This is a genomic window from Caulobacter sp. KR2-114 (genome assembly GCF_049446115.1).
Lineage (GTDB): Bacteria > Pseudomonadota > Alphaproteobacteria > Caulobacterales > Caulobacteraceae > Acaudatibacter.
In genome coordinates, this window is record NZ_JBMSEC010000004.1 from 23,113 (window position 1) to 46,835 (window position 23,723).

Below are 23,723 nucleotides of genomic sequence, written 5' to 3' on the forward strand. Positions count from 1 at the left end.
ATATCCGGGACCGCGGCAGGCGCTGGCGCCCGCTACGGCCTGCAAGCCACAGCATTTCCGGCGGTCCCGGATAAGCCGCTGGCGCGACTTTCCGGGATGACAGTGGGGGGGAGAGGGCCGCCGCCGCTATCCCAAAAACCCTTCCAGCCGCCCCACCGCCTCGGTGAGCACCTTCGGATCGCGCGCCACGCACAGGCGCAGGAAGCTGTCGGACCCCGGGCCGAAGAAGAAGCCGGGGGCCAGGCCGACGCGGGTCTTGTCCAGGATCTCCAGGCAGGCGGCGCGGCTGTCGGGCAGGCCGTCGACTTCGAAGAAGGCGTACATGCCCGCCTTGGGGCGCGGGCCCAGGCGCACCCGGCCGAACCGTTCCAGGGCGTCGCAGACGATGCCCATGCCCTGTTCGCAGTAGTCGCGGATCGACGCCACGAACGGCTCGCCCTGGCGCACCGCCGCGACGCCCGCGTGCTGCAGGAAGGTGGTCACCCCCGAGGTGGTGTACTGGGTCATCATCGCCAGGTGCTGGCCGACCGACGGCGGATGCACGATCCAGCCCAGCCGCCAGCCGGTCATCGCCCAGGACTTGGAGAAGGAATTGACCACCATCAGCCGGTCTTCCGGGTCGGCGTGGTCGAGGATGGATTCGGCGTTGCGGCGGCCGAACACCAGCCGGTTGTAGACCTCGTCCGCCATCAGCCAGATGCCGCGCGCGCGGCAGGCCTGCAGCACGGCGACCTGGGTCTCGATCGGCAGCATGGCGCCGGTGGGATTGCCGGGCGAGGCGAAGAACACCACCCGGGTGCGCTCGTCCATGGCGTCGACCAGCTTGTCCACGTCCAGGGTCCAGCCGTCCGGCCCGTGATCCATGCGCACCGAGCGGACCTCGGCGTCCAGCAGCTTCGCCATGCCCGCCGCGTTCGGCCAGACGGGGTCGATGGCGATCATGTTGTCGCCGGGGCGCATGGCCATCTGCAGGGTCAGCATGATCGCGTTCATGCCGCTGAAGGTGACGGTGATCCGGTCCGGCGTGACCGGCGCGCGGTTCAGCCCCGTCAGATAGTCCGCCAGGGCCGTCCGCAGCTCGGGGATGCCGTTCTGGTGGGTGTAGAAGACGTGGCCATCGTCGATGGCGCGCTTCATCGCCTCGCCGATGAAGGCCGGCGCGGCGCGGTCGCCCTCGCCGAACCACAGCGGGATGATCGATGGGTCGCCGAAGGCGTTCTTGGCCAGGGTCGAGATGTTGTCGAGCGGAATGCGCAGGATGTGGTCCTGCACACCCGAGAGGGCGAGGCTGGCGGGGGGCGCCAGGCCGGCGGCGGCGCGGCTCAAGACGCCTCCTGCTGGAAGCGCCGCACCTGGGCCGTGGCGCTGCGAGTCACGGCCACATCATAGGCGGCGACCACCAAGGCATGGCCTTCCCTGGCGCGCGCCAGCGCCTGGTCGATGCCCGTGGTGAAGATGCCAACCGGCACGCCGGCGGCCTTGCCGGCCGCCATGACCTTGGCGACCGCGGCCTCGAACGCGGGCGTCCCTTGGCCGGCGCCGAGCGACAGGGTCAGGTCGCCAGGGCCGATGAAGATCAGGTCCAGGCCGGGGGTGGCGGCAATGGCCTCGGCGGCCTCGACGGCCTCGGCGGTCTCGATCATCACCGAGGCCACCAGGTGCTGGGCCGCGCCGCGGTAGGCGGCGAAGTCGGCGCTGGTCCTCGCCCCGCCGCCGGAGCGGCGGCCGACCGGCGGATACTGGACGGCCCCGATCACGCGGGCGCACTCGTCGGCGGTGTTGACCATCGGCACGATCACGCCGTGCGCGCCGGCGTCCAGCGCCGAGCCGATCGCCCAGTCCGACTGGTCGGCGACCCGCACCAGCACCGGCGCGCGGCCGGCCACCGCGCCGATGGCGCTCTCCATCGTCGAGCGGTCCCAGAGACCATGCTGGGTGTCGATGACGATGGCGTCGGGGCCGGCGTCCGCCGCCAGTTCTGCGATGGCGGGCGAACCCAGCGACAGCCAGTGGCAGCCGATCGAGGGGCCCGACTTCAGCCGGGCTTTCAGGGCGGGGGTGGGGAGGCGCGAGCTGATCATGACCGGGCCATAGCCGGTTCGGCGGCCGGGCGCGAGACCGTCGGCGGCGCTTCCAGCCCCAGACGCTCGAACTGGGCCAGCGGCGCTTCGAGGGCGATCAGGATATCGCGCAGCCGGGCGGCCAGGGCTGGCTCGTGGGGACCGCCGGCCAGGTTGGTCATCTCGTCGGGGTCGGCCGCCAGGTCGAACAGGAAGTTCCCCTTGGGCTTGAAGCGGGCCCAGAACGGCACGGCGTCGCCGTCTTCCCAGCGCTGGTGGATCACCGGCACGTCGGAGCCCGGCATGCGGTCGAGCACCGCGCGGTGGTCGGGCAGCGGCAGCGCCTCGTAGGGCGGCAGCACATGGGTCGGCATGGTCGACCAGCGGTTCGACAGCATCGACAGCGGGGCGTTGGCGCCGGCCGGGCCGCGCACGTACTTCCAGTGCTCCGACACCAGGCACACCTCGCGGCCCCAGACCCCCGTGAGCACCCAGTCGCGCACCGACGTCGCCGCGCCCGACAGCAGCGGTATCAGCGAATGGCCGTGCGTGCGCTGGCGCTGGGCGACGCCGAACAGGTCCATCAGGGTGGCGTGGATGTCGACGCTGGTGGTCAGCGCCTCGCAGATCCCGGGGGCGACGCCGGGCCAGCGGATCATCAGCGGGATGTGGCCCAGGGTCTCGTAGACCGGCACGCCGGGTTTGCCCCAGATGTCCTTTTCGCCCAGGTAGTGGCCGTGGTCGGTGCACAGGATCACCGCCGTGTCGTCCGCCAGGCCGTTGCGCTCGATGGCGTCCAGCACCTTGCCGAACCAGTGGTCGATCATGCTCAGCTTGCCGCCGTAGCTGGCGCGCAGCTGCTTGGCCTGCCGCTCGGTGATGATTCCCTTCTCGATGGCGCCCTGCATGTACGGCGGCCAGATCAGGTGCGGCCCTTCCCACTCCGGATCGTACTTCGAGGCCCAGGGCTCGGGCGTGTCGAACGGCTCGTGCGGGTCGAATTCGTCGATGAACAGGAAGAAGCGGTCGTGATGGCCGGCGTTGTCGTCCAGCCACTGGGCGGCGGCGGCCATGGTGCGCGGGCCGGGGAAGTCGCCCTCGCCGCGGAACCAGCCACGGCTGTCGTCATAGGGCATGTGCCCACGGCCGAACGCGGGCGCGCCGGTCCAGCTGGGGTCCGGCCGGGTCTTCCAGGCGTCTCCCTCGTGGCCACGCTCGTAGGTCCAGCCCTTGAAGTCGCAGTGGTAGTTCTCGCCACCGGTCTCGAACAGGTGCGGGTGGTCGCTGATCAGCTGGGTCGTGACCCCGGCGCGGCGCAGCTCGTAGGTGATCGCGTCTTCCCAGATCTCAACCGAGCCCCAGGCGCGCCACAGGAAGTCCAGCGCCCCGCACAGGATGTCGTGCCGCGCCGGCATGCAGGGCAGCGAGCCGGTGTAGTGGCGGGTGAAACGCACGGCGCCGGCGCCGAAGCGGTCGAGATTCGGCGTCTCGAACTCGGTCCCGCCATAGGCGCCCAGCATGTGCCGGTTCAGGCTGTCCAGCAGGATGACGATGGCGTTCTTCGGCGTCTTCAAGGCGGCGCGCTCCCTTGTCTTGTTGGCCATTCAAGGCCCCGGATCGGCCGCGAAGGCAAGCGCGGGCCGCTGAAATCCGCTAAGCTTGGCCGGGGATCCTGGGGGGAAGCGCATGGCGGAGATCGTCACCAGCCGCATGCAGGCCAACGGCCTGTCGTTCGTGGTCGACAGCTGCGGCGAGGGGGACGACGTCGCCCTGCTGCTGCACGGCTTTCCGGAGGCGCGGCAGTCGTGGCGCCACCAGCTGCCGGCCCTGGCGGCGCTGGGCTGGCGGGCGATCGCGCCGGACCTGCGCGGTTATGGCGAAACCAGCCGACCGCTCGGCAAGGCCAACTACCACCTGGACCACCTGACCGAGGACGTCGCCGCCCTGTTCAAGGCGGCCGGCGCGAAACGGAGGCTGCTGATCGGCCACGACTGGGGCGGCATCATCGCCTGGGGCTATGGCCAGGCCGGCCGCCTGCCGCTCGATGGCCTCGTGGTGATGAACGCGCCGCACATGGCGGTCTATCGCGACGTGCTGCGGCGCTCGTTCCGCCAGTGGACCCGGTCCTGGTATGTCGCCTTCTTCCAGATCCCCGGCCTGCCGGAAGCGGGCATGCGGGCCAACGGCGCCCGCGCCATCGCCCAGGCCTTCGTCACCGAGGCGCGCGACAAGAGCCGCTTCCCGCCCGAGGCGGTGGAGGTCTATCGCCGCAACGCCCTGATCCCCGGCGCCCTGACGGCGATGATCAACTACTACCGCGCCAACGTGGCCGGCGTGGATCGCTACATCGGCGACGGGACGTCCCCCATCGCCACCCCCTCGCTGCTGGTGTGGGGCGAGGAGGACAGCTTCCTCGGGGTGGAATGCGCCGAGGGCTATGGCCCCTACGTCGCCGACCTCACCACCCGCCGCCTGCCGGGGGTCTCGCACTGGGTGCAGCAGGAAGCGCCGGAGGCGGTCAACGCGGCGCTGGCCGAGTGGATGCGCGCCAAGGGGCTGGTCTGAAAGCGGCCGCCCTCGTTCTCTTCCCCCTCTGGGGGAAGTACCGCCGAAGGCGGGGATGGGGGCTGCCGCGCGCCAGCGTTGCAGCGATGATCCGTTCTGCGCTGAAGCCCCCTACCCCCGCTTCGCGGGTACTTCCCCCAGAGGGGGAAGAGAACTCGACGGGGTGACGAGTCGCACCGAGCACCCCGATCTTTATGCTTTCCTTATGCCCCTGCGACGCTTTGGACATTTCCTTCTTAGGCTGGCGGACATAGCTGCGGGGCGATAGAGACGCGCCGTTTCCGCGCGCCGAGAGAGAACTCCTTGACCGCCCACGCCGCCAAGCCGTCCCTCGGCCGTTTCGCCGCCCTGACCCTCGGGTCCGTGGGGGTCGTGTTCGGCGATATCGGCACAAGTCCCCTTTATGCGTTCAAGGTCGCGATCGGCCAGGCGGCCCGCGCCACGGTGCACGAGGGCGACATCCTGGGCCTGACCTCGCTGATGCTGTGGGCGCTGACCATCGTGGTGACGATCAAGTACGTCACCGTGCTGATGCGCGCCGACAACAAGGGCGAGGGCGGCATCCTGTCGTTGATGGCGCTGGCGCAGCACGCGCTGGGCGGCCGTACGCGGGTGGTGCTGGTGCTGGGGGTGATCGGCGCGGCCCTGTTCTACGGCGACGCGATGATCACGCCGGCGATCTCGGTGCTGTCGGCGGTCGAGGGGCTGAGGACGGTTCCGCAGATCGCGAACGACGTCAGCCTGCCGGTGGTGATCCTGATCAGCCTCACCATCCTGGTGGGCCTGTTCCTGATCCAGTCGCACGGCACCGCCCGGGTCGCGACCCTGTTCGGCCCGATCTGCCTGCTGTGGTTCGTGGTCATCACGGTGATGGGCGTCAGCCACATTCCCGAGGCGCCCAAGGTGCTGTGGGCGCTCGATCCCACCCGCGGGATCCTGTTCCTGCTGCGGCACGGGATCATCGGCCTGTTCGTGCTGGGGTCGGTGTCGCTGACCATCACCGGGGCCGAGGCGCTCTATGCCGACATGGGCCACTTCGGCCGCGGCCCGATCCGGGTGGGCTGGATCCTGGTGGTCTTCCCGGCGCTGGCCTTCTGCTACCTGGGCCAGGGCGCCCTGGCGCTGAAGTTCATCTCCGGTCCAGGCAGCCAGGCGGCGATCGCCGACCAGGACTGGTTCTTCCTGCTGGCCCCCACCTGGGCCCGCGTGCCGCTGGTGATCCTGGCCACCGCCGCCACCGTGATCGCCAGCCAGGCGGTGATCACCGGCGCCTATTCCCTGTCCAACCAGGCGATCCAGCTGGGTCTGCTGCCGCGACTGAACGTGCGGCGCACCAGCGAGGTCGAGGCCGGGCAGATCTACCTGCCGACCATCAACTTCCTGCTGATGATCGGCGTGATCCTGCTGGTGGCGATCTTCAAGAGCTCCGACAACCTGGCCAACGCCTACGGCCTGGCGGTGACCGGGACGATGGCCGTGACCACCGCCCTGGCGGCGATCGTCATCCGCCGGATGTGGAAGTGGCCGGCGTGGCGCACGGCGCTGATCGTGGCGCCGCTATTCCTGGTCGACCTGGCCTTCTTCGCCGCCAATTCGCTGAAGCTGATCTCGGGCGCCTGGGTGTCGCTGGCCATGGGCGCGGCCGCGGCGGCGATCATCGCCACCTGGATCCGCGGCAGCCGGATCATCACCGACAAGGCGCGCCGCGACCGCATCCCGCTGTCCGACTTCCTGGCCTCGCTGGATCGCCGGCCGCGGCATCACGTGGCGGGCACCGCCGTCTACCTCACGCCCGAGGCGGACCTGACGCCCAGCGCCCTGATGCACAACCTCAAGCACAACGGCATCCTGCACCAGACCAACTGCCTGGTGACCGTCACCACCACCGACGAACCGCGGGTGCCGGAGGCCAGGCGCGCCTCGTTCGACCGGCTGTCGCACGACTTCGTCCGGGTGAACCTGCGCTTCGGCTTCATGGAGACGCCGGACGTGCCCTCGGCCATGCAGCTTGTGAAGGGCGATGTGGCCTTCGACCCGATGACCACCTCGTACTTCCTGGGCCGCCGCACCATCGTCTCGTCGCACGAGCACGGCCTGCGGCGCCTGCAGGATCTGCTGTTCATCGCCCTGGCCCGCAACAGCGCCAACCCCAGCGACTTCTTCGCCATTCCCCCCGGGCGGGTGGTGGAGATGGGGCTACAGGTGACGGTCTAGGTTCTGGCCGGAGAGGCCTGAACCCCTCACCTTCCCAATCGCGGATCGCGATTGGGCCCCTCCCTCTCCCCACGGGAGAGGTGAAGGTAAGGCGCTGATCGCACATAAGAAAATCACCTCTCCCAGAGGGAGAGGGAGGGGCCCATGGCGCAGCCATGGGAAGGTGAGGGGTTCCGGCGCCCCTAAAGCCCCCGCTTCAGCTCCGCCCACCCGCGCTCCAGCCCCTCGCGGTGTTCCGGCGCGGCGATGGCGATCAGCGCCTTGGCCCGGCCCTCCAGGCTGGCGCCGCGCAGGTCGGCGACGCCGTGCTCGGTGATCACCAGGTCGGTGTCGTCGCGCGGGATCGACACCGTGGGCGCGGCGATGCGCGGGACAATGCGTGAGATGGTCCCGCCGCGCGCCGTGGCCGGCAGGGCCAGCACGCCCCGGCCGCCAGGGGAACGCCGGGCCGCGCGGGCGAAGTCTGGCGCGCCGCCCAGGCCGCTGATCAGCCGCCCGCCCTGCCACTCCACATTGGCCTGGCCGAACAGGTCGACCTCCAGGGCCGAGTTCAGCGCCCACAGGCGCTCGATCGCCGCCAGGGACGCCGGGCCGTGGGTGACCGTGGCGTCGGCGAGTTCGAAGGTCTCGCAGCCCCAGGCCATGAAGCCGGGCGATCCCAGCACCAGGCCGGTGATATGCCCGGCGTCGGCGAGGGCGCCCGCATCGGCGAGGCGGCGGTAGCCCTCGGTGACCATGCCGGAACGCACCACCAGGCCGCGCCGGTCCGTCAGCCGGCCCACCGCCGCGGCGGGCGCGCCGCCGATGCCGGTCTGGATCGCCGCGCCGTCGGGGACCAGGCCGGCGATCCGCGCGGCGATCGCCTGCTGGTCGGCGGCCGGGGGCGCCTCGACGGCGGTGATGAACGGTCCGTCGGCGTCGATGCGGATGTCGATCTTCGCGACCGGGATGGTCGGCCCGCGCCGGGCCCGCGGCAGGCGGGGATTGATGAAGGCCGCCACCTTGCTGGCCCGCGGCCAGACCAGCGGCGCGAAGTCGGCGCAAGGACCGAAGCTGCAGTTTCCGTCCGCGTCCGGCGGCGTGACCTGCAGGATGGCCAGGTCCGGCGCCGGGCCGTCGCGCATCGCCACCGCGATCTGCGAATAGGCCATCGGCGTCACCGTCACCCGGCCGGCCTCGAACGCGCCCCGGAACGCGGGCGGCAGCATGAAGCACGACACCTGCACGCGGTCGTTCAGCGCCGCATAGTCGAAGTCGTTCATCCCCGGCAGGAAGCAGCCCGCCAGGGTGACGTCGGCCAGGGCTTCGGGATGCGCCGCCAGCAGCGCACGCAGGGCCAGCGGCTCGCCCGCCCCGCCCTGGACGTAGATCCTGCGGCCGGGCCGGAACGCCTCGAGCAGCACGGCGCTCAATTCCCCTCCCCCTTGCGGGGAGGGGGCAGGGGGTGGGGGTGTCGCGCCGACATCGGCAGAAGCCAGCGCTGACGCCCCCACCCCCGGCCCCTCCCCGCGAGGGGGAGGGGAGACAGCGCTTCACCTTGCATGGTCAGATCGGATCGTAGGGGAACACGGTCGCCGAGGCGCCCAGGCTGGTGAAGTCGTTCTTCATCGCCGGCAGGGCCACATCGATCAGGCTGCGGGGGCTCCAGCCCTCGGTGTTGGCCATCGAGCGCACCGGGCGCGGCTGGTCGAACAGCACCACCTCGTTGCCGCGCACGCCGAAGATCTGGCTGGAGACGTCCTTGGACTCCGGGCTGGCCAGCGCCACGGCCAGCTGCGCCACCTGGTCGGCGCGCATCGAGCGCTGCATGCGGCCCACCCGCTCGGCGGAGGCCTCGTCCTTCACCGGGATGGTGGCGATCATCCGCGTCCAGGCGAACGGGGCGATGATGTTGGAGCGGACGTTCTTCATCGCCCCCTCCATGGCCAGGATGCGGGACAGGCCCATCACCCCCAGCTTGGCGGCGGCGTAGTTGGCCTGGCCGATGTTGCCGATCAGACCCGAGGTCGAGGTGAAGTGGACGTAGGAGCCCTCTTCCTGACCCCGGAAATGCTCTATGGTGGCGCGCGAGACGTTGTAGGCGCCGCGCAGGTGCACCGCGATCACCGCATCCCAGTCGGCGTCGCTCATCTTGTGGAACATGCCGTCGCGCAGGATGCCGGCGGGATTGATCACCGCGTGCAGGCCGCCGAACTCGTCCAGCGCCTGCTGCACCATGTGCCTGACGGCCTCGATGTCGGTGACGCTCTCGGAGTTCGAGACCGCCTGGCCGCCGGCGGCGCGGATTTCCGCGGCCGTGGCCTCGGCCGGACCGGCGGAGCCCTCGTCGCCGCCCGCCACCGAGCCGCCCAGGTCGTTGACCACCACCTTGGCGCCTTCGCGCGCCGCCAGCAGGGCGCACTCCTTGCCGATGCCGCCCGCGGCGCCGGTCACCAGCACCACCTTGCCTTCCAAGACGCCCATGGGGTCCTCCTCTTCGCGATGGCCGCCGCCTAGCGCGAATAGAGGGCGGGCTCAATGGTGACGCCGGGGGCGCCAGCGCGGGCTCAGTGCATCTTGAAGCGCACCGGCACGGTCTTCGGGCCGCAGACGAAGTTGGCGGTCATGTTCGCCGGCGTGCCGTCCAGTTCCACCGACTCCAGCCGCGGCAGCAGCTCCTCCCACAGGATGCGCATCTCCATCCGCGCCAGGTGCTGGCCCAGGCAGATGTGCGCGCCGTAGCCGAACGCCACGTGCTTGTTCGGCGAACGGGCGATGTCGAATTCGAAGGGGTCGGCGTACACCGCCTCGTCGCGGTTGCCGGACGGATAGCTGAGGAACAACCAGTCGCCCTTGGCGATCTTGCGCCCGCCCAGCTCGGCATCCGCGGTGGCCGAGCGCATGAAGTGTTTCACCGGGGTGACCCAGCGGATAGACTCCTCGATCAGCCCTGGGATCTGCGACAGGTCATCCTTCAGCGCCCGGAACACCTCCGGCCGCTCGGCCAGGGCCCAGAGTGCGCCGGCGGTGGTGTTGGAGGTGGTGTCGTGGCCGGCGGTGGCGGCGATGATGTAGTAGCTCATCGCCTCCAGGTGGCCGAGCGGCTGGCCGTCCACCTGGCCATTGGCGATCACGCTGGCCAGGTCGTTCCTCGGCTGGCGCCGCCGGTCCTCGGTCATGGCGTTGAAATAGGTCATGAAGTCCATGACCGTTTCCTGGATCGCGGCGATGCCCTGATCGATGTCGGCGATCGCCTCGCCGGTGCGGTTGAGCTCCGGGTCGGCGCTACCGAACAGCTCCTGGGTCAGCTTGAGCATGCGGGGCTCGTCGATCTCCGGCACCCCCAGCACCTCCATCACCACGTGCAGCGGATAGAGGAAGGCGACGTCGCGGGCGAAGTCGCAGCGCCCGCCGTGCGCGGCCATGCGGTCGACGAAGCTGCGGGCGATCTCGCGGATGCGCGCCTCCAGCTGGCGCAGGTTCTGCGGCATGAACCAGGCCTGGGTCAGCCGGCGGTAGGCGTGGTGGTCGGGGTTGTCCATCTGCACCAGCGAGCGGACCAGGTGCGGCGAGCCGCCCATCATCTCGCGCACCTTCTTCTCGCCCTCGATATTGGTGAGCGTGGTCGGCCGATCGCCGTTGTGGAACAGCTCGTTCTGCCGCTCGACCTCCAGGATGTCGGCCTGCCGGGTGACCACCCAGAACGGATAGAAGCCCTCCACCTCGGCCACGTCGAGCGGCGCCTCGCGCCGCAGCCAGGAGAAGGCCTCGTCGATACGGCGGCCGTCGGCGTACGCCTTGGGGTCGATGATGGTGTTGGCGACGTCTGTGGGGATGGTCATGGGGGCTCCTCTTGCCCGCCAGCGGAAGCGAACGGCCAAGGCGCGACATTGATCGAGGTCAAAGCCGACGCGACGGCACGCGGGGCGTGGCGCCGAAAAGTCCGGTCTTGTCCGGCGCCGGCGATCCGATCGGCGTGCTAGCCTTGCCGCCGGGTCGGGAGCGGGCATGGCGCGCAGGAAACGGTCGCGATGGATGACGGGGGCGCTGGCGCTGGGCGTGCTCGGCGCCCTGGCCGCCGGGGCCTGGTGGTTCGGTTCGTTCCGGCCGGACCGGCATCGCTATCCCGTGCGCGGCATCGACGTCTCGCACCATCAGGGCGCCATCGACTGGCGCGCCGTGGCCACCGACGACGTCAGCTTCGCCTACCTCAAGGCCAGCGAAGGGGCGGACAACCGCGACGAGGCGTTCGCCGACAACTGGAAGGCCGCGCGGGCGGCCGGGCTGCGGGTCGGGGCCTACCACTATTTCACCTTCTGCCGCTCCGGCGCGGCCCAGGCGGCGAACTTCCTGGCCACGGTGCCCCACGCCGCGGACGCGCTGCCGCCGGTGGTCGACCTGGAGTTCGGCGGCAACTGCCAGACCCGTCCCGGACCCGATGCGCTGCGCCAGCAGCTGGCCGCCTTCCTGCGTCCGGTGGAGGCGCGCGAGGGCAAGCGGGCGATCCTGTACATGACCCCGGAGTTCCAGCAGATCTACGCCGTCGCCCTGCCCGACCGCCCCGTATGGCGTCGCTCGATCGCCATGCAGCCGGACGACCGGCGGCCGTGGGTGTTCTGGCAGTACCACAACCGCGGCAAGGTGAAGGGCGTGCTGGGCCCGGTGGACCTGAACGTGTTCGCCGGCAGGCCCGGCGGCCTGGCGCGGCTGGCGGGGGCTTGAGCGGCCGGCGTTCTCTCCCTTCCCACTGTCATCCCGGAATGGGCGTCAGCCCATATCCGGGACCGCCGGAAGCGCTGACGGAGGGCGGCCTTAGCGTGCGCCGGCGCCGGCCGCGGTCCCGGATATCCGCTGCGCGGATTCCGGGATGACAGAGCAAAGCTAAGCCGTCGCCCGCTCGCTCAGCCCCAGTTCGTCGATCATCGCCTGGCGGATCAGGAACTTCTGCACCTTGCCGGTGACGGTCATCGGGAAGTCGTCGACGAAGCGGACGTAGCGCGGGATCTTGTGGTGGGCGATCTGGCCGCGGCAGAAGGCCTTGATCTCCGCCTCGTCGGCGCTTTCGCCGGGCTGCAGGCGAACCCAGGCGCACAGTTCCTCGCCGTAGCGGTCGTCGGGCACGCCCACCACCTGCACGTCGGCGATCTTGGGATGGCGATAGAGGAACTCCTCGATCTCGCGCGGATAGAGGTTCTCGCCGCCGCGGATCACCATGTCCTTGATCCGCCCGACCACGTTGCCGTAGCCCTCGGCGTCGATCACGCCGATGTCGCCGGTGTGCATCCAGCCGTCGGCGTCCACCGCTTCGGCCGTGCGCTGCGGATCGTCCCAGTAGCCCAGCATCACCGAATAGCCGCGGGTGCAGATCTCGCCCGGGGCGCCGCGCGGGGTCACCGTCCCATCCTCGCCGACAATCTTCACCTCCAGATGCGGCTGCACCTTGCCGATGGTCGAGACGCGCCGCTCCAGCGGGTCGTCGGGGCCGGTCTGGAAGCTGACCGGGCTGGTCTCGGTCATGCCGTAGGCGATGGTCACGTCGGTCATGCCCAGGCGCCCGATGACCTGCTTCATCACCTCCACCGGGCAAGGCGAGCCGGCCATGCAGCCGGTGCGCAGCGAGGACAGGTCGCGCCGTTCGAGGTCGGCGCTGCCCAGCACGGCGATGAACATCGTCGGCACACCATAGAGGCCGGTGCAGCGTTCGGCCTCCACCGCCGCCAGCACCCGCTCGGCGTCGAACGCCTCGGACGGGTAGACCATGGCCGCCCCATGCGTCAGGCAGCCGAGGTTGCCCATCACCATGCCGAAGCAATGGTACAGCGGCACGGGGATGCACAGCCGGTCACCGGCCCGAAGGCCGATGGCGCGGCCGACGAAGAAGCCGTTGTTGAGGATGTTGCGATGGCTCAGCGTCGCACCCTTGGGCGAGCCGGTGGTGCCGCTGGTGAACTGGATGTTGATCGGATCGGCGGCCTTCAGAGTCCGGCCGATCGCCGCGACCCGGTCCAGCGCCGCGGGCGCGGCCGGCGCCGCGACGGCCGCGAAGTCCAGCCAGCCGGCGCGCGGGCCGCCACCGATCTTGATCGCCGCCACCAGGGCCGGCAGGCGGGCGGCCTGCAGTCGCCCCGGCGGCGAGACGGCCAGTTCGGGGGCCAGGGCCTCGATCATGCCGGCATAGTCCGAGGTCTTGAACCGCTCGGCGCAGACCAGGGCGCGCACGCCCACCTTGTTCAGCGTGTATTCCACCTCGGCCAGGCGATAGGCCGGGTTGATGGTGACCAGCACCAGGCCGGCGCGGGCCGCGGCGAACTGCGTCAGGGCCCACTCGGCGCAGTTTGGCGACCAGATCCCGATCCGGTCGCCCGGCGACAGGCCGAGCGCCAGCAGGCCGGCGGCGAGATCGTCCGCCCGCGCCAGCAGGTCGCGCCAGCTCAGGCGCACGCCCTGGTGCGCGCTGATCAGCGCCGTCGCCTCGCCCCAGGCCGCCGCGGCGCGCTCCAGCGCCTCGCCGATGGTGTGCTCCAGCAGCGGCGGCTCGTCGGCCCCGCGGACCCAGCTGAGGGTCTCGTCCATGCGTCCTTCCCCAACCCTCTCTTCCCCCCTTGGGGGAAGTCCCCCCGGAGGGGGGATGGGGGCTCCAGCCTAGCGCGGAAGCCCGCGCCTTCTGGAGCCCCCTTCCCCGGCTTCGCCGGGACTTCCCCCAGAGGGGGAAGAGAATACCTCAATGATGATGCTGGGTCTCGTCGGGCATCATCGACCCGCCACGGCAGAACGGCACCGCCGCCAGGGCGGCGATGAACACCCAGGCGCACAGGCGGAAGACGTCCTGGAAGGCCCCGGTCAGGGCCTCGCGCGCCACCATCTGGCCGATCGCCGCGCGGGCGGCCATCGGCGCCTGGTCCGGACTGGGCATGTCGATCGCCAGACGCTGGGCCAGGCCGGCGACGGCGGCCATGGCGTCCTGCGGCGCCCGGCCCAGACTCTGAGCCAGCTGCTGGACGTGCCAGGCGAAATAGCGTTGCAGGCCGGTGTTCACCAGGGCGATGCCCAGGGCGCCGCCGAGATTGCGCATCAGGTTGATCAGCCCGGAGGCCGGCTTCAGCTCGGCGTCCGGCAGGTTGTTCAGCGCCATCGAGACGCTCGGCACCATGCAGAACAGCACCCCGGCCCCGCGCACGGCCTGGATCCAGAACAGCTGCCAGAAGCCCCAGTCGCTGCCCACCGCCGAGATCATCCAGAAGCTCAGGGCGTACAGCACCAGGCCGATCGCCATGCAGATGCGCATGTCGATCTTCGTCGCCGTCCAGGCCGCCACGGGCGCCGAGGCGGTCATGAACACGCCCGCGACGAACGTGGTCAGACCGATGCTGTGGCTGGGGAAGTCGCGCACCCGGGCCAGGAACACCGGCGTCAGATAGGTGATGGTGTAGAGGCCGACGCCGGTGACGAAGCTGAGCACCCCCGCCGCCCAGAAGCCTTTTCGCCGGAAGGGCGCCAGGCTGACGACGGGCGAGTGCGAGAAGAAGCAGCGCTCGAAGAACACCACCGCGCCGACGGCGGCGATCCAGGCGACGCTGGCGATGGTCGCGTCGGCGAACCACTGATGCCGCGGCCCCTCTTCCAGCACGTACTGCAGCCCGCCCAGGAACACCGCCAGGCTGGCGGCGTGCACCCAGTCGATCCGCGGCAACAGCGACGGCTGGGCGCGATCGAACGGTCCCAGCCAGACCAGGCCGGCCGTCACCAGGGCGCCCGGGACGACGTTGATCAGGAACAGCCAGCGCCAGCTCTCGGTGTCGGTGATCCAGCCGCCCACCGCCGGGCCCAGCGCCGGCGACAGGGTGGAGATCACCCCCAGCACGCTGGTGACCATCGCCCGTCGCGGCCCGTCGAAGAACGAGAAGCCGGTGGCGAACACCAGCGGAATCATCGCCCCGCCGACGAAGCCCTGCACCACGCGGAACAGCAGCATCGACTGCAGGTCCCAGGCCAGGCCGCACATCAGGCTGGCCACGGTGAACAGGCCGGCCGAGGCGACGAACATCCAGCGGGTGGACAGGGCCTGGGCGAGGTAGGCCGACAGCGGGATCATCACGATCTCGGCCATCAGATAGGCGGTCTGCAGCCAGTCGATCTCGTCGGCGGCGGCCGACAGGCCGGCCTGGATCGCGTTCATCGACGAGGCGACGATCTGGATGTCGAGCAGGGCCATGAACTGGCCCACCGCCATGACGAAGAAGATCGCCATCCTGCGGCGCTCGCTGAGCCCCGCGCCGGCGACGACGCCGACTTCCCGGCCTGAGGATGCGGCGGCGCTTGCGACCATGCGAACGATGCTATCTGATCGCCGGAGCATGCGAAATGCTTTGCCGCTAGAGCCCTTCAGGGTCAGATCTGACCCGTTGAGAAGGGCTCTACTTCAAACATTTAGAGCATGTCCGGGCGGCGAAACCGGATCCACTTTCGCCTGACATGCTCTAGGGGTTTGAGGCGATGGGGGGAGCCGCTGGCGGGGCCCGGACGGGGGGCCTGACGCCCGGGGTCAGGCGCGCGCTGATCGTGGCGGCGATCGCCGTCGTGGCCGCCGGCGCCGGGGTGCTGTGGATCAACGGACAGCGCGACTCGGTGGCCACCGACGACGCCTATGTGCGGGCCGACAAGACGGTCATCTCGCCCAAGGTGCGCGGCGCGGTGGCGGCGGTGCTGGTGACCGACAACCAGCCGGTGAAGGCCGGTCAGGCGCTGGTGCGCATCGACCCGACCGAATACGACCTGAAGCTCACCGCCGCGCAGGGCGACCTGATGGCGGCCCAGGCGGCCATCGCCCAGGCGAAGGCCGGCCTGTCGCGGCTGGACGCCGAGGAGAGCCTCGCCAAGCAGCAGGTGCAGGCGGCTCAGACCCTCGCCGGTCCCAAGGGCGCCGCCGATCCGGCCCTGCGCCAGGCGTTCGAGACCGCGCGCGGTCAGGCCCTGATCGGGGCGCACAGCCGGGCCGAGGTCGAGGCCGCCCTGGCCCAGGCCCGGGCCGCGGAATTCCGCGCGCGCAACGGCCTGGACGCGGCCAGGGCCGAGAAGGCGAACACCACCGTGACCGCGCCGCTGGACGGGGTGGTCGGCGACCTGCAGGCCGCCGTCGGCGCCCTGGTGCAGCCCGGCGTGACGCTGATGACCCTGGTACGGCCGCAGACCCTCTATGTCACCGCCAACTTCAAGGAGACCCAGACCGGGCGCATGCTGCCGGGTCAGGCCGCCGAGGTGCGGGTCGACGCCCTGCCCGGGCGGGTGTTCAGGGCGCATGTGGCCAGCCTCGCGCCCGGCACGGGTTCGGAATTCGCCCTGCTGCCGTTCGAACCGGGCGCCGGCAACTTCACCAAGATCGTCCAGCGCGTGCCGGTGCGCATCGCCCTGGACCCCGGCCAGCCCGGGCTGGAGCGACTGCGCTCGGGGCTGAGCGCGGTGGTGAAGGTGAAGCTGACTCCTTAGGTCGCAGGGCCGGTCACCGAAAAATCTGCGCAGCCGCGCAACCCCGTCCGCCGCCGCCTTCCGTATCCCTCTGCAGACCAGGAGAGGGACGGACCATGGCGAAGACTGCGCGGAGCCTGCGCGCCGGGCTGCTGGCCTCGGCGATGCTGTTGGCGGCCGGGTGGGCCGGCGCGGGACACGCGGCGTCGGTGACGCTCAATCCCGAACTGGTGTCGCGCAACTACTTCGGCCCCAATGGAGCCGAACCGACGCACGCCCTGACCCTCGGCCAGATGGACGTCACGGTGGAGATCGCCGGCGGGGTGGCGCGCACCACGGTGCTGGCGCATTTCGACAATCCCACCAACGCGGCGGTGGAGGGCGACTTCACCCTGGACCTGCCGCCCGGCGCAGTGGTCACCGGCTACGCCCTGGACATCAACGGGGCGCTGGTCGAGGGCGTGCTGGCCGGGCAGCGGCAGGCGACGCTCGCCTACCAGCGCCGGGTGCGCCGGGGTGTCGATCCGGGCGTGGCGGAAGTCACCCGCGACAATGCCTTCCGCACGCACGTGTTTCCGATCTGGCCGGGCCGCGGGCGCACCGTGCGGCTGACCTTCGTCGCCCCGATCCCCGACGATGGACAGTTGGTCCTGCCCCTGGCGACGCTCGATCCCGTCGGCGCGGCGACCCTCACGGTCAAGAGCTTGGACGGTCCGCGGCCCGAGGTGGAGGGCCCTGACGGCCTGGAGCTGAAGTGGCGGGACGGCCCAGAGGGCCCGGTGGCCGTGGCGCACGCCGAGCACATGCCGCTGCACGGGGCCCTGGTCGTCCGCCAGGCGCCCGCCGCCGATCCGGTGACCCTCACCCGCCACCGCGACGGCGACGGCTTCTTCGAGATCGACGCCCGCGCGTCCGCCGCCCCGCCGACCCGCCAGGGCGGCCTGGTGCGGATCTACTGGGACCGATCGGTGTCGCGCCGCCAGGACGATCTGGTCCGGGAACAGGCGCTGGTCGCGGCCTATGTCGCGGCCGTCCGCCCGGACGCCGTCGAGCTGGTGAGCTTCGCCGACGACGCCCCGTCCGTCGCCCGGTTCCGCGGGCCGACCTTAAGCGCCGATCTGGCCGCCGCTCTGCGCGGCCAGACCTATCGCGGCGCCACCGCGCTGACCGGCGTGCTGGACGCCGCCGGCGGCCGCGCTGACGCCTGCCTGCTGTTCTCCGACGGCCGCATCACCGTCGACCCCTACCGCGCCGAGCGGGCCGCGTGCCCGCTGTTCACCATCTCCACCGCCGCCGACGCCGATCACGGCTTCCTGGGCGTCCTGGCGCGCAAGTCCGGCGCCGAGCACCTCGATCTGGCCACGCTCGGCGTGGACGCAGCCCTGCGCCGCCTCACGGCGCCCGGTCCGCGGGTGGTGGGCGTGAACGGCGACGGCCAGGCGCTGGACTTCACGAGCCTGCCCACCGGGCCGGACCGCTTCCGCCTCGTCGGCCGCGCCCTTGGCGTGCGCAAGGTCCAGGTGCTGCTGGCCGACGGCAGTCGCCAGGAGTTCGACCTCGACGGCCTGACCGCCCAGCCACACGACGGTCCCGGCGCGCTGTGGGCCGCCGAGCGCATCGCCGAGGTCACCGCCACCGACCGTCCCGACCAGGACCAGGCGCTGGCCATGGCCCGTCGCTACGGCGTCGCCGGCGCCGGCGCGGCCTTCGTGGTGCTGGAGACCCTGCAGGACTATGTCGACGCCGGGATCACGCCGCCGGAGGCGGCGGGCAAGGACATCCAGGACGGCTATGCGCGGAGGCTCGCGCAGCATGCGGCGGCCGAGGCCGACAAGCAGTCCGCGCGCCTGGATGAGGTGATCCGCGCCTGGGAGGCGGAGAAGGCCTGGTGGGCGGCGCCGCACGGCGAGCGCAAACTCGCCCCGACCCCGCGACGGGGTCATGCCATCGCGCCGCCGGCCGCGGCGCTGGCCGTCGAGATGCCGAGGCCGCCGCCGCCACCCTCGCCGCCACCCCCGCCGGCGATGTCGGCGTCGGCTCCGCCCGTCCAGCAGCCCGCCGCGCCGCGCGCCAGCGGCTACGCTCGCGCCGAGCCCTCCACAAACGCCGCCGACTCCCTGGTCGTCACCGCTGCGCGGCGGGCGCCGGCCCCCCGGAACGCGCCCGCGGCCGTCAGCGCCGGCGCGCCGCAGGCCGAGGAGTCTCGCCAGGCGTCTGCGCCGGAGTCGACTCCGGCCGAGGCGTCCTCGTCCGACGGCGGCATCCAGATCGCCGTGCAGCCGTGGGATCCGGATCGCCACTATCTGCGCGCGCTGAAGGCGGCCCCTGCCGGCGACTTCTGGCGCGTGTTCGACGAGCAGCAGGCCCGCTACGGCCAGTCGCCGGCCTTCTATCTCGACGTCGCCGAGCTGCTGTATCGCCAGGGCCAACCTCAGGCCGCGGCCTCGATGGCGCGCAGCGCCCTTGAGCTCGACGCCGCCGACGACGCCACCCTGATGATCGTCGCCGACCGGATGATGCGCTACGGCGAAACCGACCGGGCCCTGTGGATGTACGAAAAGGTGCTGGCGCTCGAGCCCGACCGGCCACAGCCGCGCCGCAGCCTGGCTCTGGCCCTGGCCGCCCGCGCCGAGCACGGCGAGCCGGCGGCCGCCCAGCGGGCCGACGATCTGCGCGCCCTGGACCTGCTGAACACGGTGATCACCCGCGCCTGGGACGCCGACTACGACGGCTTCGAACTGATCCCGCTGATGGAGGCCAACCGCATCGCCGGCCGTCTGGAGGCGCTGGGCGTGCGCGACATCCCGCTGGACCGTCGCCTGCGCGCCCGGCTGGACGTCGATCTGCGGGTGACCCTGGAGTGGTTCGTCGACGCCACCGACATGGATCTGTGGGTCGACGAGCCCAGCGGCGAGCGGGCGATCTACAGCAATCCGCACACCGCCATCGGCGGGCGGCTGTCCTACGACATGCGCAGAGGCTACGGCCCCGAGGAGTACCTGCTGCGCCGGGCGCCCGACGGGACCTATGTCATCCGGGTCAACACCTTCGCCACCGACCGCCTGAACCCCAACGGCGCCATCGTGGTGCGCGCCCATGTGTTCCGCGACTACGGGCGGCCAAACGAGCGGGAAGAGACCACCGAGGTGGAGCTGAAACCCGGCGAGAGCGGCACGGTGGTGGTAGGCGAAGTGAAGGTTGGCGCGATGAAGACGGGCGCGGCGTCGAACAGGCCCTGAGCGGAAAATCGGCGGATGGCTGTCGGCCGGCGACCGCGCCGCGCGTCCTTCGGCCATGAGCGGCCGCAGGGTCGCCCGGCCACAGGGAGACGACGCATGCGCTATCTGGTGATCTATCGGGGCGAGGGCCGCGAGGAAGGGGCCATGCCCGATCCGGAGCACATGGCGACCATGGGCCGCTACGTCGACGAGAGCCTGAAGAACGGCAAGCTGATCGGCACCGAGCCGCTCGGCGTGCGCGAGCTGGGCGCGCGGGTGCGGCTGAAGAACGGCCAGTACACCGTCTCCGACGAGCCCGACCGCGCCAGCGGCTACGCCTTCCTCAACGCCCCGTCGCGCGAGGCGGTGATCGAGATGTGCAAGGAATTCCTCGGCATTGCCGGCGACGGCGTCACCGAGATCCGCCAGATCATGGAATTCGGCCCACCGCCGGCCAGCTAGAAGGCGTCCAGCCCCGCCAGCAGCTTGTCCGGCGTCAGCGGATAGTCGCGCAGGCGCACGCCACAGGCGTTGTAGACCGCATTGGCCACCGCCGCGCCGACGCCGCAGATGCCGACCTCGCCCACGCCCTTGATCCCCAGCGGGTTGGCCTTGTCGTCCACCTCCGGCAGGAAATAGGCGTCGATGTCGACGATGTCGGCGTGCGCCGGGATCAGGTAGCCGCCCAGGTCCTGGCCGATGAACGAGCCGTAGCGGGTGTCGACCTTGTTGACCTCGTGCAGCGCCGTGCCCACGCCCCAGATCATGCCGCCGGTGATCTGGCTGCGGGCGGTCTTGGCGTTGAGGATGCGGCCGCAGGCGAAGGCGCCCAGCATGCGGCGGATGCGCACCTCGCCGGTGACGTCCGACACCGCCACCTCGACGAAGGTGGCGCCGTAGGCGTGCTGGGCGAAGTTGCGCGCGTCGGGGGCGGGGCTCGAGGCGCCCTCCACCGTCACCCCGGCCGGCGCCAGCCGGGCCACCAGCGCGGCCAGGGTCTCCGAGCGGTTCTCGGCGGTGATCAGGCCGTCGCGGAAGTCGACGCTGGCGACCGGCGCGCCGTGCAGCGGCGAGCCCGGATCGGCCACGGCCATCTCGGCCAGGGTCTTGCGCAGCAGCATGCCGGTGGCCAGCGCCGCGGAGCCGGCGCTGGCGGCGCCGAACTGGCCGCCGGAGCCCGGCGCCGGCGCGAAGCCGGAATCGCCGATCTCCACCACCACCTGCTCGACCGGCACGCCCATGGTCTCGGCGGTGATCTGCGCCAGGATGGTATAGGTGCCGGTGCCGATGTCGGTCATGCCCTGGCGGATGATGACGGTGCCGTCGGCCATCACGCTGATCGCCGCCTTGGCCGGCAGCAGGAAGTTGCCGCGGATGGCGGCCGCCATGCCCATGCCGACCCACCATTCGCCGTCCCTGGTCAGGCGTGGGCGTGGCTTGCGCCGCGACCAGCCGAACCGCAGGGCGCCGTCGGTCATGCACTCCACCAGCTGGCGGGCCGAGAACGGGGCGCCTGTCTCCGGGTGGGCGGCCGGCTCGTTGCGCCGGCGCAGCTCGATCGGGTCGAGGTCCAGCCGCTCGGCCAGCTCGTCCATCGCCCCTTCCAGCGACAGCATGCCCACCGCCTCGCCCGGCGCGCGCATGGCGCCGGCCACCGGGATGTCGAGCTTGACCACGCGGTGGCCGGTCAGCCGGTTCGGCGCGGCATAGAGGGCGCGCGAGAACGAGGCCGCGTGTTCGACGAAGGCGTCGTGCCGCGCGCAGTGCGTGGCGGCCTCCAGGGCAAAGGCGGTCAGCCGGCCGTCGGCCGTCGCCCCCAGCCGCACACGCTGCACGGTGGCCGGCCGATGGATCGAGGCGTGGAACATCTGCTGGCGGGTGAAGGCCACCTTCACCGGCTGGGCCAGGTCCCGCGCGGCCAGGGCCGCGAGCGTCAGGTCCTCGTAGCTGGGCCCCTTGCCGCCGAAGCCGCCGCCGACGTAGCGCGACATCAGATGCACCTTGTCGCGGTGGATCTGCAGCGTCTCGGCCAGCAGGTGCTGCGGGCGCTTGATCGACTGGTTGGAGGTGTGCGCGACCAGGGTGTCGCCCTCGAACCAGGCCGTCGTGGCGCACGGCTCCATCTGGCAGTGGTTCTGGATCGGGGTGGTGAACAGCGCGTCCACCTGCACCGGCGCGGCGGCGAAAGCCCCTTCGAAGTCGCCGGTGCGGGCGTCCTCCTCGCCGCGCGGCAGCTCCGCGCGCAGGGGGTCGAAGTCGAAGTCGGCGGGCGCCGCCTCGTAGCGGATCGCCAGCAGGGCCGCGGCCTCGCGGGCGTTCTCCGGGGTGTCGGCGCAGACGAAAGCCACCGGCTGGCCCCAGAACAGCACCTGGTCGCTGTCGAACACCGGCTCGGCGGAGGCCTGGGCGCTGGCGTAGGTCTTGGCCCCGCGCTCGGCCTGGGCGGGCGTGCGGAAGCAATGCCAGACCAGCTTCACCCCCGGCGACGCCAGGGCCGCAGCGTCGTCGATGGCGACGATCCGCCCGGCGCCGATCTCCGCCCCCACCACATAGCCGTAGGCCGGCGGCGATGGGGTGGGGACCTCGTAGGCATAGGGCGCGGTTCCGCTGACCTTCAGCGGCCCCTCGTAGCGGTCGACCGGGCGGCCGATGACGCCGGCGCGGTTCTCGCTGACCGGGTTGGGCAGGGCGTAGTCGGTGACGCTGGGCATCAGGCGGCGCTCCCGTCGGTGATCGTCGCGGCCATCAGCCGGCGGGTCAGGGTGATCTTGAAGGCGTTGCCGCCGTTGTCGCGGGCCTGGGTCAGCTCCGCCGCGGCCGCCTCGGTCGCGGACGCGCCGGCGCTCAGCGCCGCCTCCGCCGCCCGGGCGCGCCACGGCTTCAGCGCCACCGCGCCGAGGGCCACACGGCCGCCGGCCACCGCCACGCTGGCGAGGCCCCCGGCGTACGAGGCGCGGTCGCGGGCCTTGCGATAGACCTGGCCGCCCTCGGGCGGGGGCGGCAGCACCACGGCGGTGACCAGTTCGCCGGGCTGCAGGGTGGTCTCGATGTGCGGCGTGTCGCCGGGCAGGCGATGCAGGTCGTCGATCGCCACGGCGCGGGTCGACCCGTCCGGGGCGACCGTCTCGACCACCGCCTCGAGCACCTGCAGCGCCACCGCCATGTCCGACGGATTGGCCGCCACGCAATGCGCGCTCTGGCCGAGGATCGCGCTGCCGCGGTTGAGGCCCTCCAGAGCGCCGCAGCCGGCGCCGGGCTGGCGCTTGTTGCAGGGCTTGGCCGGGTCGTAGAAGTACAGGCACCGGGTGCGCTGCAGCAGGTTGCCGGCGGTGGTGGCCTTGTTCCTCAGCTGCGGCGAGGCGCCCGCCAGGATCGCCTGCGCCAGCACCGGATAGCGCGCCCGCACGCGGGCGTCGGCGGCCACCTGGGAGTTGGTCGCCATGGCGCCCAGGCGCAGACCGCCCTGCGGCGTTTCCTCGATGGCGCCCAGCGGCAGGCGCGAGACGTCGATCAGGTGGCCGGGGCGTTCGATGCCCAGCTTCATCAGGTCCAGCAGGTTGGTGCCCCCGGCCAGGAAGCGGGCTTCGGGCGTCTGCGCCGCCGCCTTCGCCGCGGCGGCGGGATCGCTGGCGCGTTCGTAGGTGAAGGGCCTCATGCGGCGGCTCCTTCGCGGCCAACGACATCGCGGATCGCCTCCAGGATCTGCGGATAGGCCGAGCAACGGCAGAGGTTGCCGCTCATCCGCTCGCGGATCTCGGCGTCGGTCAGCGTCACGGGCGCGCTCAGGTCCGCGGTCGCCTGGCTGGGCGCCCCTGCCGCGGCCTCGGCCAGCATGCCCACCGCCGAACAGATCTGGCCGGGCGTGCAATAGCCGCACTGGAAGGCGTCGCGGTCGAGGAAGGCGGTCTGCAGCGGGTGCAGGGCGCCCGGCCGGCCGATGCCCTCGATGGTGGTCACCGCATCGCCGTCATGCATCACCGCCAGCGACAGGCAGGCGTTGATCCGCACCCCGTCGACCAGCACCGTGCACGCGCCGCACTGGCCGTGGTCGCAGCCCTTCTTGGTCCCGGTCAGGGCCAGATGGTCACGCAGGGCGTCCAGCAGGGTGGTGCGCAGGTCAAGGTCGAGGGTGTGCCGCTCGCCGTTGACCTGCAGGGTCACGGCGGCGCGATGGGCGGCGTCAGGCAAAGGCGTTAACCCCAATGATCGATTTGAAAAGTGCTTT

The 23,723-nt window shown here is 71.4% G+C and carries 17 protein-coding genes; 6 read left to right on the top strand and 11 right to left on the bottom strand.

The window, feature by feature from the left end; all coding sequences use genetic code 11:
* Window positions 1-126: 126 nt before the first annotated feature.
* The 3 genes from ACO2Q3_RS15490 to ACO2Q3_RS15500 are packed head-to-tail and all read right to left on the bottom strand — an operon-like array spanning window position 127 to window position 3,634.
* Window positions 127-1,326, bottom strand: coding sequence for a pyridoxal phosphate-dependent aminotransferase (locus ACO2Q3_RS15490; RefSeq protein WP_423308058.1), 1,200 nt, complete (start codon window positions 1,324-1,326; stop codon window positions 127-129).
* Window positions 1,323-2,081 (bottom strand): HpcH/HpaI aldolase family protein, encoded by a 759-nt coding sequence (locus tag ACO2Q3_RS15495; RefSeq protein WP_423308060.1) that lies wholly within the window; start codon window positions 2,079-2,081, stop codon window positions 1,323-1,325. The genes ACO2Q3_RS15490 and ACO2Q3_RS15495 overlap by 4 nt, the downstream gene beginning before the upstream one ends.
* Complete coding sequence (locus ACO2Q3_RS15500; protein ID WP_423308062.1) at window positions 2,078-3,634, bottom strand: sulfatase-like hydrolase/transferase; 1,557 nt, start codon at window positions 3,632-3,634, stop codon at window positions 2,078-2,080. Before ACO2Q3_RS15500 ends, ACO2Q3_RS15495 begins: the two co-directional genes overlap by 4 nt.
* 112 nt (window positions 3,635-3,746) lie before the next feature.
* On the opposite strand from ACO2Q3_RS15500, the gene ACO2Q3_RS15505 reads away from it, so the two are divergent.
* Together ACO2Q3_RS15505 and ACO2Q3_RS15510 are read left to right on the top strand one after the other, a co-directional pair.
* Window positions 3,747-4,625 carry an alpha/beta fold hydrolase gene (locus ACO2Q3_RS15505; protein WP_423308064.1) on the top strand — a complete coding sequence of 293 codons (879 nt, stop codon included), beginning with the start codon at window positions 3,747-3,749 and terminating at the stop codon, window positions 4,623-4,625.
* A gap of 303 nt (window positions 4,626-4,928) precedes the next feature.
* Window positions 4,929-6,839 carry a potassium transporter Kup gene (locus ACO2Q3_RS15510; protein WP_423308066.1) on the top strand — a complete coding sequence of 637 codons (1,911 nt, stop codon included), beginning with the start codon at window positions 4,929-4,931 and terminating at the stop codon, window positions 6,837-6,839.
* 182 nt (window positions 6,840-7,021) lie between these two features.
* On the opposite strand, the gene ACO2Q3_RS15515 is transcribed toward ACO2Q3_RS15510, so the two are convergent.
* From ACO2Q3_RS15515 to ACO2Q3_RS15525, 3 genes are all read right to left on the bottom strand, one after another.
* The gene (locus ACO2Q3_RS15515) at window positions 7,022-8,242 is read right to left on the bottom strand and encodes an acetyl-CoA hydrolase/transferase family protein (RefSeq protein ID WP_423308902.1); all 1,221 of its coding nucleotides are present in this window, start codon (window positions 8,240-8,242) and stop codon (window positions 7,022-7,024) included.
* A gap of 142 nt (window positions 8,243-8,384) precedes the next feature.
* On the bottom strand, window positions 8,385-9,302 hold the full coding sequence (locus ACO2Q3_RS15520) for an SDR family NAD(P)-dependent oxidoreductase (protein ID WP_423308068.1): 918 nt from the start codon (window positions 9,300-9,302) through the stop codon (window positions 8,385-8,387).
* Window positions 9,303-9,385: 83 nt separating this feature from the next.
* On the bottom strand, window positions 9,386-10,660 hold the full coding sequence (locus ACO2Q3_RS15525) for a cytochrome P450 (protein ID WP_423308070.1): 1,275 nt from the start codon (window positions 10,658-10,660) through the stop codon (window positions 9,386-9,388).
* 166 nt (window positions 10,661-10,826) lie between these two features.
* Here ACO2Q3_RS15525 and ACO2Q3_RS15530 point away from each other — a divergent pair, with 166 nt between their 5' ends.
* Entirely contained in the window at window positions 10,827-11,540 is a 714-nt protein-coding gene (locus tag ACO2Q3_RS15530) for a GH25 family lysozyme (protein WP_423308072.1), read from the top strand.
* Between the two features lie 159 nt (window positions 11,541-11,699).
* Here the strand turns inward: ACO2Q3_RS15530 and ACO2Q3_RS15535 are convergent, their stop codons facing one another.
* Together ACO2Q3_RS15535 and ACO2Q3_RS15540 are read right to left on the bottom strand one after the other, a co-directional pair.
* Window positions 11,700-13,391 (bottom strand): AMP-binding protein, encoded by a 1,692-nt coding sequence (locus ACO2Q3_RS15535; RefSeq protein WP_423308074.1) that lies wholly within the window; start codon window positions 13,389-13,391, stop codon window positions 11,700-11,702.
* A gap of 148 nt (window positions 13,392-13,539) precedes the next feature.
* On the bottom strand, window positions 13,540-15,144 hold the full coding sequence (locus tag ACO2Q3_RS15540) for a DHA2 family efflux MFS transporter permease subunit (protein ID WP_423308076.1): 1,605 nt from the start codon (window positions 15,142-15,144) through the stop codon (window positions 13,540-13,542).
* A gap of 233 nt (window positions 15,145-15,377) precedes the next feature.
* On the opposite strand from ACO2Q3_RS15540, the gene ACO2Q3_RS15545 reads away from it, so the two are divergent.
* The 3 genes from ACO2Q3_RS15545 to ACO2Q3_RS15555 all read left to right on the top strand — a co-directional run bounded on the left by ACO2Q3_RS15545 (window position 15,378) and on the right by ACO2Q3_RS15555 (window position 19,960).
* Window positions 15,378-16,301 carry an efflux RND transporter periplasmic adaptor subunit gene (locus ACO2Q3_RS15545; protein WP_423308078.1) on the top strand — a complete coding sequence of 308 codons (924 nt, stop codon included), beginning with the start codon at window positions 15,378-15,380 and terminating at the stop codon, window positions 16,299-16,301.
* 95 nt (window positions 16,302-16,396) lie between these two features.
* Entirely contained in the window at window positions 16,397-19,519 is a 3,123-nt protein-coding gene (locus tag ACO2Q3_RS15550; protein WP_423308079.1) for a VIT domain-containing protein, read from the top strand.
* 96 nt (window positions 19,520-19,615) lie between these two features.
* Complete coding sequence (locus tag ACO2Q3_RS15555) at window positions 19,616-19,960, top strand: YciI family protein (RefSeq protein WP_423308080.1); 345 nt, start codon at window positions 19,616-19,618, stop codon at window positions 19,958-19,960.
* On the opposite strand, the gene ACO2Q3_RS15560 is transcribed toward ACO2Q3_RS15555, so the two are convergent.
* The 3 genes from ACO2Q3_RS15560 to ACO2Q3_RS15570 are packed head-to-tail and all read right to left on the bottom strand — an operon-like array spanning window position 19,957 to window position 23,686.
* Window positions 19,957-22,209, bottom strand: coding sequence for a xanthine dehydrogenase family protein molybdopterin-binding subunit (locus ACO2Q3_RS15560; RefSeq protein WP_423308082.1), 2,253 nt, complete (start codon window positions 22,207-22,209; stop codon window positions 19,957-19,959). The genes ACO2Q3_RS15555 and ACO2Q3_RS15560 overlap by 4 nt on opposite strands.
* Complete coding sequence (locus ACO2Q3_RS15565) at window positions 22,209-23,153, bottom strand: FAD binding domain-containing protein (RefSeq protein ID WP_423308084.1); 945 nt, start codon at window positions 23,151-23,153, stop codon at window positions 22,209-22,211. Before ACO2Q3_RS15565 ends, ACO2Q3_RS15560 begins: the two co-directional genes overlap by 1 nt.
* Window positions 23,150-23,686 carry a 2Fe-2S iron-sulfur cluster-binding protein gene (locus ACO2Q3_RS15570; protein WP_423308086.1) on the bottom strand — a complete coding sequence of 179 codons (537 nt, stop codon included), beginning with the start codon at window positions 23,684-23,686 and terminating at the stop codon, window positions 23,150-23,152. The genes ACO2Q3_RS15565 and ACO2Q3_RS15570 overlap by 4 nt, the downstream gene beginning before the upstream one ends.
* Between the last annotated feature and the right edge of the window lie 37 nt (window positions 23,687-23,723).